Annotated in this window: 12 protein-coding genes; 10 read left to right on the plus strand and 2 right to left on the minus strand. The window is 59.5% G+C overall.

All coding sequences use genetic code 11. From position 1 onward, the window contains the following. Positions 1–21: 21 nt before the first annotated feature. From HQ945_RS19565 to HQ945_RS19575, 3 genes are all read left to right on the plus strand, one after another. On the plus strand, positions 22–321 hold the full coding sequence (locus tag HQ945_RS19565) for a VirB3 family type IV secretion system protein (RefSeq protein WP_027232980.1): 300 nt from the start codon (positions 22–24) through the stop codon (positions 319–321). Then, positions 318–2747, plus strand: coding sequence for a VirB4 family type IV secretion/conjugal transfer ATPase (locus HQ945_RS19570; protein ID WP_174208426.1), 2430 nt, complete (start codon positions 318–320; stop codon positions 2745–2747). Before HQ945_RS19565 ends, HQ945_RS19570 begins: the two co-directional genes overlap by 4 nt. 198 nt (positions 2748–2945) lie before the next feature. Continuing rightward, the gene (locus HQ945_RS19575; RefSeq protein WP_113280362.1) at positions 2946–4112 is read left to right on the plus strand and encodes a TrbL/VirB6 family protein; all 1167 of its coding nucleotides are present in this window, start codon (positions 2946–2948) and stop codon (positions 4110–4112) included. A gap of 5 nt (positions 4113–4117) precedes the next feature. Here the strand turns inward: HQ945_RS19575 and HQ945_RS19580 are convergent, their stop codons facing one another. Next, positions 4118–5338, minus strand: coding sequence for a glycosyltransferase family 4 protein (locus tag HQ945_RS19580; RefSeq protein WP_113280363.1), 1221 nt, complete (start codon positions 5336–5338; stop codon positions 4118–4120). A gap of 71 nt (positions 5339–5409) precedes the next feature. Then, positions 5410–5979, minus strand: coding sequence for a MarR family transcriptional regulator (locus tag HQ945_RS19585; protein WP_162737162.1), 570 nt, complete (start codon positions 5977–5979; stop codon positions 5410–5412). A 198-nt stretch (positions 5980–6177) separates the two neighbouring features. Between HQ945_RS19585 and HQ945_RS19590 the strand changes: the two genes are divergently transcribed. The 7 genes from HQ945_RS19590 (at position 6178) to HQ945_RS19620 (ending at position 15531) form a co-directional block, all read left to right on the plus strand. Further along, the gene (locus HQ945_RS19590; RefSeq protein ID WP_091951919.1) at positions 6178–7947 is read left to right on the plus strand and encodes a type I secretion system permease/ATPase; all 1770 of its coding nucleotides are present in this window, start codon (positions 6178–6180) and stop codon (positions 7945–7947) included. Next, positions 7944–9362, plus strand: coding sequence for an HlyD family type I secretion periplasmic adaptor subunit (locus tag HQ945_RS19595; RefSeq protein ID WP_113280364.1), 1419 nt, complete (start codon positions 7944–7946; stop codon positions 9360–9362). Before HQ945_RS19590 ends, HQ945_RS19595 begins: the two co-directional genes overlap by 4 nt. A gap of 292 nt (positions 9363–9654) precedes the next feature. Continuing rightward, entirely contained in the window at positions 9655–10314 is a 660-nt protein-coding gene (locus tag HQ945_RS19600) for a calcium-binding protein (RefSeq protein WP_027232973.1), read from the plus strand. 72 nt (positions 10315–10386) lie between these two features. Beyond that, a complete protein-coding gene (locus tag HQ945_RS19605) occupies positions 10387–12648 on the plus strand; it encodes a glycosyltransferase family 2 protein (protein ID WP_113280365.1) in 2262 nt (753 codons plus the stop codon). Between the two features lie 26 nt (positions 12649–12674). Next, positions 12675–13490, plus strand: a complete 816-nt coding sequence (locus tag HQ945_RS19610; protein ID WP_246272742.1) for a class I SAM-dependent methyltransferase — start codon at positions 12675–12677, stop codon at positions 13488–13490. Then, positions 13487–14743: a glycosyltransferase family 4 protein gene (locus HQ945_RS19615; protein WP_113280367.1), complete on the plus strand. Its 1257-nt coding sequence runs from the start codon at positions 13487–13489 to the stop codon at positions 14741–14743. Before HQ945_RS19610 ends, HQ945_RS19615 begins: the two co-directional genes overlap by 4 nt. An 11-nt stretch (positions 14744–14754) precedes the next feature. After that, a complete protein-coding gene (locus HQ945_RS19620; RefSeq protein ID WP_113280368.1) occupies positions 14755–15531 on the plus strand; it encodes a hypothetical protein in 777 nt (258 codons plus the stop codon). Positions 15532–15544 lie beyond the last annotated feature (13 nt).

The raw sequence follows: 15544 nt of genomic DNA on the forward strand, positions 1-15544 counted from the left end.
CTTCGCCGGAAAGGGTATGAGATGACTGAGGAAGCGCCGGACATGATCCCGTTGGTCAAGGCATTGACGCGCGCACCTACCCTGTTCGGCGTGCCGTATATGTATGCCATGTTCAATATGGTAGTGACGGCGGTCATCTTTCTGGCGACGAAGAGCCTGTTTACGCTCTTCCTCGTGCTCCCTATCCACAGTTTCGGCTATTTCCTGACACTGCGCGACGAGCAGATATTCAACATTTTGCGGGTCAAGGCCGCCAAGACACCGCCGCAGTCCACCACCCTCTGGGGTGTCAAAAGCTACGCGCCGGGAGATCCGACATGATGTCGCGCGCTGTCCGCAAGGAAATGCGCTACGGCGCCCAGGCGACGCGCGAACGCTCCGTCGCCGCCCACGTGCCCTATACGCGCCATGTGGACGATACCACCTTGCGCACCAAGGACGGACTGCTCCTGAGCGTGCTCAAGGTCGAGGGCTTCTGCTTCGAAACCGCCGATATGGCGCAGATCAACGGCAAGCTCGAAGGGCGCAACACCATCCTGCGCACGCTCGGCAACAGCCGGTATGCCGTCTATGGCCACATGATCCGGCGGCGACTCGAACCGAAGCTCGATGGCGAGTTTACCAACCCCTTCGCCGACGAATTGAACCGCCGCTATATGGCGCAGCTCGAGCAGCGGCGCATGTTCGTCAACGAGATGTACATCACCATCGTCCGGCGGCCGCTACGCGGCCAGGTGGGCATGATTGAAACCATCGCCAAGGGCATTTTCGCGCGCGGCGGCAAGGGCCAACCCAAGGGCGCGCGGCAGGGCGAAGCCGAGGAATTGCGCGAACTGCGCGATGCCGTCCTCGGTGTGCGCGAGGTCCTGCAAGATTATCAGGTCAAACTCCTCGGCATCCGCGAGACGGAACCTGGCGTTTTCTATTCCGAGCCTCTCGAATTCCTCGTCCAGATTTTGAACGGGATCGAGCCGGTCAAGATGCGTCTGCCACGCATGTCGCTCGACGGCGCCCTGGCGATGAAGCGCCTGCATTTCGGCCGCAATGCCGTTGAGTTCGTCGGCGCGACGCCGCCTGCAGATTCCCGCCTCGGTGCTATGCTGTCGGTGCGCGAGTATCCTTCCTATACGGGTCCCCTCCTCCTTGATGGCCTGTTGAAGGTGCCGCACGAATTCATCGTCAGCCAAAGTTTTTCCATCATCGACAAGCCGGTTGCACAAAACCAGATCGAGCGCGTTTCGCGCCAGATCGCCATGGCTGACGAAGCCGGCTCCATCATCGGCAACCAGCTTGTCGGCGCGCGAGACGAACTTTTGAGCTCGCGTTCCATCTATGGCGAGCACCATCTGTCGATTATGTGCCTCGGCAACGACAAGGCCGAACTCGACCGCTGCATTCGTTCGGTCGGCGCGACGCTCACGGACCAGTCCATCATCTGGTTGCGGGAAGATCTGAACTGCGAGGCGGCATTCTGGGCGCAGCTTCCGGGGAACTTCTCCTATCAGGCGCGCTCGGCGATGATCTCGTCGAAGAATTTTGCCGGGTTCCTTTCCTTGCATAATTTCCCCGGCGGCAAGCGCGACGGCAACCATTGGGGCAGCGCTATCTCGCTTCTGGAGACAACCAGCCAGAGCGCCTATTTCTTCAATTTCCACGTGCGTGACCTCGGCAATTTCACCATGGTCGGTCCGTCGGGATCGGGCAAGACCGTTGCCCTCTCTTTCCTGATGGCCCAGTCGCAGCGCATCAAGCCGGAACCCCGCTGCATCTTCTTCGACAAGGACCGCGGCGGCGAAATCTTCATCCGCGCGCTTGGCGGCACTTACGAGATACTGCAGCCGGGCGAGCCGACGGGGTTCAATCCCCTGCAGCTCAGCGATACCGGTCCCAATCGTGAATTCCTGTTCCAGCTGTTTTCGCTGATGCTGCGACGGCCCGACGGACAGCCCTTGCCGGCGAGCGAAGAAAGCGTCATCCGCTCGGCAATCGCCCAGATTCTTACGACGACCCCTGAGGGAAGATCATTGCCGGCCTTTGCCACCCTGCTGCGAGGACGTATTCGCGCCGGCGAGAACGATCTGCTGGCGCGCTTCGAAAAATGGCTGCGGCCGGACCAGGTCGGCTGGCTGTTCAACAATCCCGTCGATCGCTTCACCTGGTCTGATGTCGCGGGCTTCGACATGACCAAGATCCTCGACGATCCGCTGACCCGCAGCGCGGCGTTGATGTACATCTTCCACCGGCTCGACGAACTCCTCGACGGGACGCCGATCCAGATCTTCCTCGATGAAGGCTGGCGGCTTTTGGAGGACCCGGTGTTTGCGGCCTTCATCAGGGACAAGATGAAGACGATTCGAAAGTTCAACGGAATCATCGGCTTCGGCACGCAGAGCACATCGGATATCGTCAATTCGAACATCGCCCATACGCTGATCGAGCAGAGTGCGACGCATATTTTCTTCCCCAATCCACGCGCCGACCTCGAAAGTCATGCCGGTGGGCTCGGCCTCTCGGCGCGCGAAATGCAGTGGATCAAGTCGACGGATCCGGCAAGCCGCTGCTTTCTGATCAAGCACGGACAGGAATCGGTCATCGCCCGCCTGCGGCTGACTGAAATGGACGACCTCCTCAAGGTTCTTTCGGGACGGGCGGAGACAATACTGGAACTGAATGCCCTCAGGGAGAAGCTCGGCGACGATCCCAAGCAATGGTTGCCCGCCTTTTGCGGGCAAGGAGTAAAGGTGTGAGAGTAACTTGTGTATGCGTAATTCTGCTTGCCACATTGCTTGCTTCAGGCTGTGCGAGCCGGCAGAAATTGAAGACTCCGTGTGATTTGCCCGCATCCGCGCTGTCGTTCGGACCGGTCGATGACTGCGGGCCGCTGCTGCCGGTCAACCAAGCGCTGACGAATATCATCGTCCAGCAGCCACTATAGGACGGGCCGCATGGAGCCAAATTTCATTGCTGCCCTGTCATCCAACATTGATGCGCTCGGCAAGAGTTTCACGGCAACCACCTACGGCGTTCTCGCCGCCTATATGACGCCGGTGCTCAGCGGGCTGATGGTACTCTACCTCGTGTTCTGGGGCTTTCAGTTCTGGCAGGGGCGCGGCGACACGAATGTCGTTACGGCTGCCTTCCGCATGCTTCGGCTCGCGGTGATCTTTTTTCTTGCCACCAGCTGGGGGCCGTTCCAGGTTGCGGTCTATCAGGTTGTGACCATGGCGCCGCTTTTTGTCAGCAACAATGTGATGCTCAACAACATCGTCAATCCGGATACCGGCAAGGCGATGACAGTCGGCACGGTCGCAACCGATATTTCGACGATCTATTCGATTGCTGTCCGGGCATCGGTGAAGATCGAACGGGAAGCGACGGCGTCGCAAGCCGCCGCTCCGGAAGTTTTAGGGCCAGACGGCAAGCCCGTCCCGGGAGCCCAACCTGCCACGCCGGCGCGCAAGCCGCCGACGAACCCGCTCGAGACAGTGCTGACGACCTCATTGCAGTCGGCAATTGTCTGGATTTCCGCCGCGCTCTTCGTCGGCTATGCGATGTTCCTGATGCTGTTCGCCAAAATGGCGCTATGGGTCATGCTGGCGCTGGCACCGATCTTCATCATCCTGCTGATGTTCAAGATACCGTCGCGTTTCTTCTCGGGCTGGCTGACGGGGACGCTCCAGGCCATGCTGGTCCCGATCTTCCTCAGCACTTTCCTGAGCTTCTATATACTCGGCGTCCGCGCCAACATCATGGTGCTGTTCAAGGCAGTGAGCAATCCCGATACGCCGCTGATGATCAAGGACGTGGCGCCTTTTGTCCTGATCTGTTTTGCTGGCGTGTTTCTCATGGCGCAGATCGTGCCCTTTGCGGGGCGCATTGCGACAAGCACGCAGGAATGGATCAGCGATGCCTTCGGCAGCGATCGCGTCGTTCGCATTGTTACCAATATGGTGGGCGGTGGCCGGCGCGGCGGCGGTGGAATGGCCGGACCGGCTGGCGGCGGCTCGTATGGCTCGGGCGGTGGCCAGATGGCCGGTGGCTCGGCGGATACAAGCCTGCGTGACGTTCAGGACCGCAATGCCGCAATCAACCGGCAGACCAGGAATAGATAGCAGCCTCAATTGCCCTGCAAGACCGTATTGATCAGGGCCTTTTGCCGCCCGATGCAGTCGATCAGCCTAAAACTGCGCTCGATGGTGCGCCGCGCTGCAACGCGCAATGGCATGAATTTCTCCGGCGCCTTGAGAACGTCGAGGATCGTGCCGGCGAGTGCGTCGGTGTCGTAAAAGGGAACGAGCAGACCGTTCTGTCCCGAGCGGATCACCTCCTGGACGGGTGCTGTGTCGGAACCGATGATCAACGCGCCGCATGACATGGCTTCTATAACCGACCAGGAAAGGACGAAGGGGTAGGTCAGATAGATATGCGCCGCCGAGACCTGGTAGAGCTTGCGCAAAAGATCGTGCGAGATGGCGCCGGTAAAGACGATGCGGTCCGCCGGGATATCGTGCTCGGCCATGAGCTGATCTTTCCACGAACCGCCTCCCGGCGGAGGGGCGCCATAGCTGACGCCATCACCACCGACAAAGACGAAAATGGCATCAGGATTGCTGCGGATGACTTTTGCCGCCGCGGCGAGCGCCTGAGGAAATCCCCTGTAGGGCTCGAGATCACGCGAAACGAATGTGACGATGGGCGGATCGCCGGGTTTTAGCACGCGCCCATCTGGAAACTTCAGCGTCGCATTGCGGTCGGGACGAAATCGCTGCGTGTCGACGCCTTCATGGCACACGGCTATCCGCCGTTGGGCCGGCGCCGGATAAAGGCTCTTTTGCCAGCGGGTCGGACTCACCCCGCCATCGATCGCCTCAAGCGTGAGAAGCTGCGCCACATTGCGCAGCCGCAAGCGCTTTCGTGTATCGAGATCGGGAACGTCGTCAGGCGCAAACCCGACGTCAGCGCCTTCAGAGCGATAGAAGAATTCGCAATAGCCGATGGCTGGAACCTGCGGCAGAACATCCTTGACAAACATCATGCTACCCCAGCCGATGTGACCGATGACGATATCCGGCCGCTCGCCGTGGCGAACCATCGCGTCGAGGGTCTCCGCGACGCGATGGCCGATGCGGACATGGTGATCCGGGATGCCGAGGTGCCGCGCCATCTGGCTGTCAGCCCGGGGACCGGGCTCGACGCGATGCCGAATGACGCGGACCGATGGAATACGCCGGTCGACAGATTCACTGATCAGGCTGACATCGTGCCCAGTTTCGGCAAGGTGGGAGGCCAATGCCGCAAACTGCCCGAATCCACGACGATGAACGAATGCCACATGCATGACGTCAGAAACGGTCCCAAGAGGAACAGCGATGGTTGCCTGACGTTTGGTTGGGATCGCTCAAAGGCAAATCATAGTCCGTAACGCGTGGCATTGCCCCAAACCAGTTCGAGTCGATGCAAGGTTTGGAAGGCGATTTCCAGGTTGCGGAGGTCTTCTGCGTCCCGTGCGAGCAATCGGTTGTAGGTTCCGCCTGCGTTGCGCAGATCGGCACATAATTGCTCACCCTTTTCAGTCAGTCTGATACGCGCCGAGCGTTTGTCCCGCTGCGAAGCAACCCTGTCGATATAGCCCCCGTCAGCCAGCTGCTTCAAATAGTATGAGATATTGGAACCGACATAGTGGCCGCGGTCCAGGAGTTCTCCAACCGAAAGTTCGACATCCCCTATCGCCAAAAGAACCATCGCCTGGGCCGGCCCCACGTCTTCGATTCCGAGTTTCGTCATCTCATTGCGCAGCACGCCAGCAAAGCGACGATTGACGCGTTCTATCATGCGCGCCAGTTCGAAGTGTGTGACGACAACCGCATGGTTTGCGGGCTTCGCCTTCTTGTTGTCGGCTGATATTTCAGGGAAATCGGCGGCCGCGAAGCCGTCGATAGATGTTTCGACTTCCACTCCTTCGTGTAGAAGTTTTTGTATCATCCTTCTCTCCTAGTCAATTTTACTTCAAATTTTGAAGTAAGTTACAAGTATGTTTTCGGGTCTCCCTCGTTGATTTCCCCACCAAAAGAACTTTTTTCTGTCACATTCTCTGCAGTAATACTCTATAAGTCTATTGCATTAGACTGACGCCCCAGGGCTAACCAAAGGCTGTGTCATTTCCAAGGCAGATCACATATGACAGATACTCGTCAAATCAATCCAAATGGCAAGAGCCATGCTGGTAAAAAAGCGCTTTCGGCGGCGAACGCCGAGCCAAAAGCGCTGGTTTTGCGGGCCCGTAGGATATTCATGGCGGGCCTGCTTTATGCCGCTCTGCTCAGTGCCTGCATCAGCCTTTTGCAACTTACAGTACCCTTGTACATGCTACAGGTGCATGACAGGGTCCTGAACAGCCAGAGCAAGGACACGCTCGTCATGCTCACCATCCTGGCGGTGAGCGCTCTTATCGTTTTCGGTGTTCTTGAGTTCATTCGCGCCATGTCCTTCCAGGCGATGGGCAGCGCGCTTGTGCGCCGGCTGAACCTTCCGGTTCTATCGGCTGCGGTCGAGGCTTCGATCGACCAGGGCCTGCCGAAGGCGACGCAATCACTCCGTGATCTGACAGAATTGCGCAGCTTTTTGACCTCTTCGGCGGTCAGTGCGCCGCTTGATGCGGCCTGGTCGCCGATTTTCCTCGCTGCCCTTTTCCTTATGCACCCGGTCTACGGCATCATCGGCGTCATCGCTGTGATTGTCCTCGTCTGCTGCGGCGTCATCACCGATCTTATGACGCGCAGCCTCGTCAAGGATGCAAACCAGGCCAATATCGAAGCCATTTCGAAGATCGGCTCCACGCTCCGCCATGCCGAGGTGATTGAGGCCATGGGCATGTTGCCCGCCCTCGCCCGCCGCTGGCGTTCGCTGCAAATGAATGCGATTGGCCTGCTCGATCTCGGCGGCAGCCGCAGCCGTGCCATGGCGACAATCGCCCGCACCATGCGCTTCATGGTCCAGATCGCCGTGCTCGCCGCAGGTACGCTCCTCGCAATGGATCGCCAGATTACGCCGGGTGCGATGATTGCCGCCAGTATCCTCGTCGGAAGGTTGCTGCTCCCCTTCGACCATGTCGTCGATAACTGGCGCCTTTGGGTGCAGGCCGTCGGCAACTGGCAACGCATTCAGTCGCTGCTGTCGCAGAATCTTGCGGTGCGGCAGACGATGCCGACCCCGCGCCCCCACGGTGATCTTGTCATCGACAAGCTCGTCTATGCCGCGCCGGGTGTCGACGTGCCGATCATCAAGGGTATTTCATTCTCGCTTTCGCCGGGCGAAGTGCTCGGCATTGTCGGACCTTCGGCGGCCGGCAAGTCCACTCTGGCGCGCTTGCTCATCGGCATCGTGCGGCCGACCGCCGGCGGCGTCTTCCTTGACGGCAACAATGTTTATCTCTGGGAGCGCGGCTCCTTTGGCGAGATCGCCGGGTATCTGCCGCAATCGGTCGCGCTCCTTGAAGGAACGATTCGCGACAACATCGCCCGCATGACCGATAGCGAGCCGCAGCGCGTGCTTGAAGCGGCCCGCCTTGCCGACGTGCATGAGATGATCGGGCGTCTGCCGCTCGGCTATGACACGCCGGTCGGCGATGGCCGCCTGACGCTTTCGGGCGGACAGCGTCAACGCATCGGCCTTGCCCGTTGCCTTTATAACAATCCGCGGCTGATCGTTCTCGATGAACCAAACGCCAATCTCGATTCGGTCGGCGAGCGAGCGCTAATGCGGGCGATCGAACAAGCGCGTGACGATGGCGCCATCGTCATCATGATCGCGCATCGACCGACAATCATGCAGGTGGCCGACAAACTCCTGGTTCTTGAAAACGGCCGGATCACCCAGTTCGGGCCGCGTACGGATGTGGTCGCATCGATTACGCCGGTCAATTCGAAGATGGGGGCTGCCGGAGCATGATTGACAAGATCAAGAAGAATTTGCCGGTTCGCGCCGACGCTTCGCTTCCGATGAAAACCGTCGGCAGTCAACTCGCGGCGCACCGGCCGATCACCAGACCTGTCTGGTATACGGAACTCGAACATGATTCCGACCACCCGCCGCTGCGACGGCTGATTATCGCAGGGGTCCTGACCATTACCATAGCCTTCGGCGGCTTCTTCGGCTGGGCCTATTCGGCCGAACTCGGCAGTGCCGCGGTGGCCATTGGCAGCGTCATCGTCGATTCGAAGCGCAAGACGGTGAGCCATCTCGAGGGTGGCATTCTGGACCGCGTTCACGTCCAGGAAGGCGATGAGGTAAAAGTAGGCCAGCCGTTGATCAGGCTCGATGATACGCGCGCACGCTCGGATCTGCAGTCGCTGCAGAGCCGCCGCGTCGGTCTTATCGCCAAGCTTGCACGCCTGCGCGCCGAACAAGCCGGCAACACCGAAATTACGTTCCCCGCCAATTTCGGCGAGGTGGGCGATATATCCGCCGACAGCGCCAAGAAGGCCGAGCAGGTCTTCTTTACCAAGCGCCAGACGCAAAAAGAGAGCAAGATCGATATTCAGAAGAAGACGATCGAGCAATATACGGAACAGGCAAAGGCGCTCGACGTCCAGACCAGGGCGACCGATCGGCAGATCGAACTGATCGACGAACAGCGCAAGGCCATTGCAAGTCTGGTCGCCAAGGGATTTGCCCAGCGCTCGAAACTCATCGAGATCGACACGCGTCTCAGCGAGCTTGCGGGGGATCGCGGCGAGTATGCGGGTGACAAGGCCAAGGCGGAACAGGCCAAGGCCGGCGCAGAATTTGCGCTCACCGGCATAGAAAGCGACATGCAGGCGGAGATCGCCGGCGAAATAACCACGAGCCAGGTCGAACTCGCTGATGTCGAAGAACGCATCGTTGCGGCGAAGGATGTAATGCGCCGCGTAGAGATCAAGTCGCCTCAGGCAGGTATCGTTGCCAATATCCGATTGCGCACGCCTGGCGGCGTCGTCGCTGCCGGCGAGCCGCTCCTTGATATCGTGCCGGAAAACGAGCCGCTCGTCGTCGAGATGAAGATCGGCCCGCGCGATATCGATAGCGTGACGGTCGGCTCTCCGGCTCAAGTTCGGCTCACGGCCTACAACCAGCGTGCCCAGGCTCCACTGGACGGAAAAATCACCTATCTTGCCGCCGACCAGCTCGTCGACGAAAAGACGGACGCTGCCTACTTTGTCGCGCGCGCCGAAATCACGCCGCAATCGCTTGCGGCCAATCCGCAGGTGAAGCTCTATCCCGGCATGCCCGCCGAGGTCGTCATCGTCCACAAGTCGCGTAAGGCCATCGAGTACATAACCTCTCCGATTGCCGACAGCTTTAATAGGGCGTTCCGCGAGGACTAAGGGGCGATTTGCCCCTTATTTCCCTATGTTTCTAGATTACTTCAAATTTAGAAATAAAGTAGTTCCAATTAATATCCAGATCCAAAGTAGTATCTCGGAAAATATAAATTACTTTCACGAATTATTACATATCATAATACATCCGTGTAATAAATTGTTACTATGTGTTGCCACATTTATATTCCATGACTAGGTTGCATTTCGATTTGGTGCAGTGCACAATCGTTAAAGCATAAACGTCGGAACAGCTCCGACATTTTGTAAACTCAAAGCAGGACAGAAGGAGAAGCAGATGGCCACTTTAGAAGGCGGCGCCTACGACGACGTTTTGTTTGGCTCGCGTTTCGACGACTTCATCCGCGCCCATGGCGGTGATGATGTTGTCTTTGGCGGAAATGGTCATGACACGATTTTTGGTGATGAGGGGGACGATCTCCTGTTCGGCGACAAGGGCGATGATGCTCTGTTCGGCGGCGAGGGAACGGACGTTCTGTTCGGTGGAAATGGTGATGACGTCCTGAGCGGCGGCAACGGCGATGACGTTCTCTTCGGCGACAAGGGCGACGATGTCCTCCAGGGTGGAGCAGGCAACGATACGCTGTTTGGTGGTGCGGGGAGCGACGTTCTTCTCGGCGGCGCCGGAAATGACTTCATTGCAGGTGGCGCTGGCGATGACGTCCTTATCGGTGGTGCCGGTAACGACGTGTTCCAGTTCACCGGTGGTGGCGGCAACGATGTCGTGCTCGATTTTACCCCTGGGGAAGACATCCTCCAGATCTCCAGCGGTATCAACGGCCAGGACATCCATTCCGCAGACGACCTCGCGTCGCGCGTTACCCAGGTCGGCAACAATGTTGTCGTGGACCTCGGTCATGGCGATTCCGTCACGCTGGTCAACACCAGCTCGGAAGACGTGCAGGCTCATCCGGACAACTATTTCACCGTTCATTGATCGTGAAATCAAATTGCGCGCTCCGCTCCATGCGGGGCGCGTTCCTTCCGCTATGAATGAAAGGGCCGTGTATTGAACCTCGACCATTCGACGGACATTGAAGGCGATACTGAGAGTATTTATGTCTCCCGGCTCTGCACGGACATTGCTGTCCTGATCTGGGATCTGCCCGGCGCAATGCGGGCGTCAACCAAATGCGTGCTTGAATCGAAGGAACAGCCTGTTCCTCTGGTCAGCCTCAATATTCCTCTTGAAACCGGCGGGCACCGCGTCCTTTGGGCCATGCGCACCAAGGACGAACCGATTGGCCTGACGCTTTCCGCGGGTTCGCTTGGGCCGACAGAACAGACGCTGCTTTATCCGGCGGCCGAGCTGCCGCATCTCGACGTCGATCGGGCGGTTAACAACCTTTCGGCAGCGGGCCATATCAAGCTGCTCACAAATCTCCTTAGCACCTGGCGCAGCATGTTCCGGCTCTCGCAGAATCAGGTCTTTGCCAGCGTGGTGCGTGAAGTCGCGCTAGCGCTCGCCCCCGAGCCGCGCAAGGTTCGCGTTTGTGCGCAACCGCTCGAGGGCCAGCATCTGCTTGAGACGGCAATCGATCCCGAACTTGGCGACGTTACCTCGATCTATGCGATCGGCTCCAATTCAGTTTCAGCTTTGCCTTCGAAGTTTGTCATCGGCTCCCGCGTCCGCAAGGGCTGGCAACCATGCCACTTGCTCGTTGAGTCGGCGAAAACACTTCCGCAATCCTTCCATATCATTCTCACCGGCAAGAACGGCGTCGCCATTCGCGAGTTGACGGATCGGGAGGCTGCCCCCGGCGATTTCCAGAAGTGGTGGAGCAAGAACCAGGCACATCCCGAGCTCCGCGAGTTCCTCGTGCGCCAGCTTGCCCAAATTCCCGCTGCAGGCATTGCAACGGCGATCGACATGCAGATGCGCATGCCGCTGACAGCCAAGCAGATCGCCAAGTCGCAGACTCATCCCGCCGCTGAGATCGACCTTGCCCTTGCGCTCAATGGCGGCTTGCTCGTTGGCGGCTGGACGCATGATCCTTCCTCCATGCTTGCAGGTATCGAATATCTGACCGAAGAAGGCCGCATCCTTCCGCTCAAGCCTAATTTCTACAAGTTCGCAGGCAAGACCGAGGCGCGCGAAGACGGGTTGGGCGCGGATGTCACCGGGTTTGTCGCCTGGGTGCCGCAAACCTCCTCTGCGGGTCCGGTGCTGCAGCCGCGATTCCAGATGCGGCTGACTTCCGGGGCGACTGCACCGCTTATTCCGCCGCTGCAGCCATTCGAGCCCGCAGCGCAGCGCAACCGGATCCTGCGCGCCGTTCCGCCGCAGCATGCGCGCAGTGAAGTCTTCGAGAATATCCTGGCACCTGCCCTCACCGAGGTCGAGCGCAAGCTCGGCAAGACGGTTCGCATCGCCGATACGAAGGAGTTCGGCGTGATGCCGGCTGCCCCCCTCGTTTCGATCGTTGTACCGCTCTACCGTAACCTCGACTTCCTGCGTTTCCAGCTTTCCGCGATGGCGACCGATCCGTGGCTCGTTGCCAATGCGGAACTCATCTACGTTCTCGATTCGCCCGAAATCCAGGAGGATACGGAGCACCTTCTCGGCGGCCTGCATCTGCTCCACGGCCTGCCGATGAAGCTTGCGATCATGAACCGGAATGGCGGATATGCCCGCGCCTGCAATGCCGGCGCTAGCCTTGCAAGCGGCACCGTGCTCGTCATGCTGAATTCCGACGTCGTGCCAACCGAAGCAGGCTGGCTCGGGCCGCTGGTCGAGCCCTTGCTCGAAGAAAAGAAGCTCGGCGCCATCGGTCCGAAGCTGCTCTTCGAGGATGGTTCGCTGCAGCACGCCGGGCTCTATTTCGCCCCCGACCGGCGCAATGTCTGGCTCAACCACCATTTCCACAAGGGCATGCCCGGCCATTATGCGCCGGCACAGATCGCGCGCACTGTCCCGGCGGTGACGGGCGCCTGTCTTGTCACCCGCAAGGATATTTACGATCTCGTCGGCGGATTTACCGAGGACTATATCATCGGTGACTACGAAGACAGCGATCTGTGCATGAAGATCCGCCAGATCGGCTTCCAGATTGCCTATCAGCCGGCGGTTTCGCTTTACCATTTCGAGCGGCGCTCGATACGCCGCAGCCCGGACTACATGCGCGGGCTGGCCAGCCAGTACAATTCCTGGCTGCACACCAAGCGCTGGAACAAAGATATCACCGAATTGATGACGACTTACGTGGACGAGGCTGCGGACGAAACCGTGACCGACTTCGTCGCCGAGAAGTCGAAAAGGAGTGCAGCTTGAACGAGGTAATCGCACTGAAGCAGGCTCTGGCCGAGCGTCACCTCCCCTTCCACGAAGATCATGTCCGCTGGTTGACGGATGCCGTGTTGCGCAACCGCTTCCTGCCGCGCCCTGACCCTGACAGCATCTTTGTCGGCGATGGCGATTTCCAGGCTGTGGGCGCCGAGTTTCTTGGCCATTTCATTCGCATGGGCGGCCTACAGCCGCAAAGCCGCGTTCTCGACATCGGCTGCGGCATCGGCCGCATGGCGGTCCCGCTCACGCAATATCTTGACGGCGATAATGGAAGCTATTGCGGCATGGACCCCGTTGCCGGGGGCATCAACTGGTGCCAGCGGATGGTCAGCCCCGCCTACCCGAACTTCGAGTTCCGTCAGGTCGATATCGCCCACTCGCTCTATAATCCCAAGGGCGAGATCAACGGTCTTGAACTGAAGCTGCCTTACGACAGCCGCAAGTTCGATTTCATCATCATGACTTCGGTCGTCACCCATCTGCCCGACGAAGAAGTCACCGCCTATCTCCGCGAAGTCGAACGCGTGCTGGCTCCTGGCGGGCGCGTTTTCATGACTGCATTCGTGGTCGATCAGTCGGCGCAAGAAAACAGATCAAAGAAGCGTGACGCGCGTCTGGGGTTCCAGCGCTATGACGAAGGTCCATGCTGGTTCGTGCCGGAAATGCCGCCGCTTGCGGCGGTTGGCTTCGATGATGGCTTCCTTGATCGCGCATTGACCCGCGCCGGGCTTTCGATCGTTACGAAATCGCTTGGTCATTGGCGCGGCGTGCCCGCCGATCACTACCAGGACGTCTTCATCGCAGAATACAGGGAGGACGGCCGATGACGCGCGTTCTCGTTGCTGCCCACAACCATCCGGCCCTTCATCCGGGAGGGACCGAAATCTTTGCACACGATCTTTTTCGCGCCTACCAGAGGGCGGGCTGCGAGGCCCTGTTTCTCGGCGCCACCAACCAGATCCATCGTCAGGAGCGCCCGGGCACGAGCTTCCAGAGCATCGGCTCGAGTGGCGACGAGGTCCTGTTGTGGTCCGGCCATTTCGACCGGTTCTTCATGAGTCAGATCGACCTTTACGGCGTCGTTCCGGATATTGTTGAACTCTTGCAGGATTTCCGCCCCGATATCGTGCACCTGCATCACCTGTTGCTGCTCGGCGCAGAATTTCCGCACATCGTCCGCCGTACGCTGCCGGACTGCCGGATCGTCATGACCCTGCATGACTACTATCCGATCTGCCACCACGACGGTCTGATGGTCCGAACGAAGGAAAAGGAACTCTGCTACGGCGCAAGCCCCGACCGTTGCCATGCCTGTTTCAAGGATATTCCGCTTGATAAGTTCGTCCTGCGCGAGCGCCATCTGAAATCGCTCCTGAGCGTTGTCGATGGCTACGTCGCTCCGAGCGCCTTCCTCAGGCAGCGCTATGTCGAGTGGGGCCTGCCGGAAGAGAGGATCAGCCTTATTCCGAACGGCCAGCCCGAACGCCCGGCTCCGGCGCAGACTGACGCGCCTGCACGTCGCAAGCCGGTATTTGGATATTTCGGCAATCTGAACCCATGGAAGGGCGGCACGGTCCTGCTCGAAGCGGCCAAGCGGCTCATTGCCGAAGGTCTCGATTTCGAGGTGCGGGTTCACGGCGCCGCTCCCTTCCAGAGCGAACATTTCGTCGAGTCGATCGACAAGCTGTTCGCCGAAACCGCGCCGGTGGTGCAACGGCGGGGAGCCTACCGCCGCGACGACATTGCTGGCCTGATCCGTTCCGTGGATTGCATGGTCATGCCGTCGATCTGGTGGGAAAATGCGCCCCTGGTCATCCAGGAAGCCCAAGGCCAGAACTGCCCTGTCATTACCAGTAATATTGGCGGCATGGCCGAGATGATCGAGAACGGCGTCAACGGCCTGACTGTTCCGCCGAATGACCCGACGGCGCTGGCCGCCGCCATGCGGCGCATCGTGGAGGACCCGGATCTGCGCGAGATCCTGAGCCATGGGGCGCGTCACCCCGAAACCATAGACACGACAGCACTTCGCTATCTCGCACTCATCGAGAGCCTGCGTCCTGCGCGTGTCGCAGCCTAGAGGAGTACACCATGTCCATCGTGACAAAAGTGGCGCCGCAGGCTCCAGCGCAAGCTCAAGCCGCGCCAAGCGCCACGCCTGAACAGGATAATAGCCAGCAGGGCATCAAGGGCCGTGTCGACGCAATCGACAACAGCAGGCTCTTTGGCTGGGCCTTCGATCCGGCAACGCCCGCCAATCGCCTGACCATCCGCGTGCTTTTGGACGGCAAACCGATCGCCGAGGCCGTCGCCGACCGCGACCGGCCGGACTTGAAGCGCAACGGCATCGGCGATGGCCTTCACGCCTTCGACGTGATGTTGCCGGAATTCGCGGTACGGCGCGCCGGCGAACTTAGCGTTGTCGCCCTTACGACTGCCGGCAAGCAGCATCCGCTGCGCGTGCCGCGCCCCGATGAACAGGCCGCGGAAGCGTTGATTGCGGCGCCGATGGCACGGATCCTCGACAAGCTCGACGTGCTGATGGCATCGCAGCGCCAGCTTCAGGTCAACCAGCGCTCGATCCAGCGCCACGCGACGACGGTCATCGACGGTGCCGGTAACAGCCCGACGGTCGATCTCGTTGATATCAGCGGTTCAATTGAGACGCTGCGCGGCGATATCAACCAGCGCCTGACCGAACTCGACGTTCACCTCATGCGTATGGACGGTGTGGTTGCTGGCCTCGAGACTCGCATCGAGTCGCTGCAGAAGCGTTCGGGCGGCGAGGCCAAACCGTTGCTTCTGCTGCTGTTCACTCTGGTTGGCATCGCGGCCGGCGCCGCCGTCGCGATGTTCGCCTTTTCTTGAGATCATGGAGTAG

The organism is Phyllobacterium pellucidum (assembly GCF_013327855.1).
Taxonomy (GTDB): domain Bacteria; phylum Pseudomonadota; class Alphaproteobacteria; order Rhizobiales; family Rhizobiaceae; genus Phyllobacterium; species Phyllobacterium pellucidum.

Coding starts and splice junctions, on each gene's coding strand:
- HQ945_RS19565 (WP_027232980.1), top strand. CDS start 22: ATGACTGAGGAAGCGCCGGACATGATCCCGTTGGTCAAGGCATTGACG.
- HQ945_RS19570 (WP_174208426.1), top strand. CDS start 318: ATGATGTCGCGCGCTGTCCGCAAGGAAATGCGCTACGGCGCCCAGGCG.
- HQ945_RS19575 (WP_113280362.1), top strand. CDS start 2,946: ATGGAGCCAAATTTCATTGCTGCCCTGTCATCCAACATTGATGCGCTC.
- HQ945_RS19580 (WP_113280363.1), bottom strand. CDS start 5,338: ATGCATGTGGCATTCGTTCATCGTCGTGGATTCGGGCAGTTTGCGGCA.
- HQ945_RS19590 (WP_091951919.1), top strand. CDS start 6,178: ATGACAGATACTCGTCAAATCAATCCAAATGGCAAGAGCCATGCTGGT.
- HQ945_RS19595 (WP_113280364.1), top strand. CDS start 7,944: ATGATTGACAAGATCAAGAAGAATTTGCCGGTTCGCGCCGACGCTTCG.
- HQ945_RS19600 (WP_027232973.1), top strand. CDS start 9,655: ATGGCCACTTTAGAAGGCGGCGCCTACGACGACGTTTTGTTTGGCTCG.
- HQ945_RS19615 (WP_113280367.1), top strand. CDS start 13,487: ATGACGCGCGTTCTCGTTGCTGCCCACAACCATCCGGCCCTTCATCCG.
- HQ945_RS19620 (WP_113280368.1), top strand. CDS start 14,755: ATGTCCATCGTGACAAAAGTGGCGCCGCAGGCTCCAGCGCAAGCTCAA.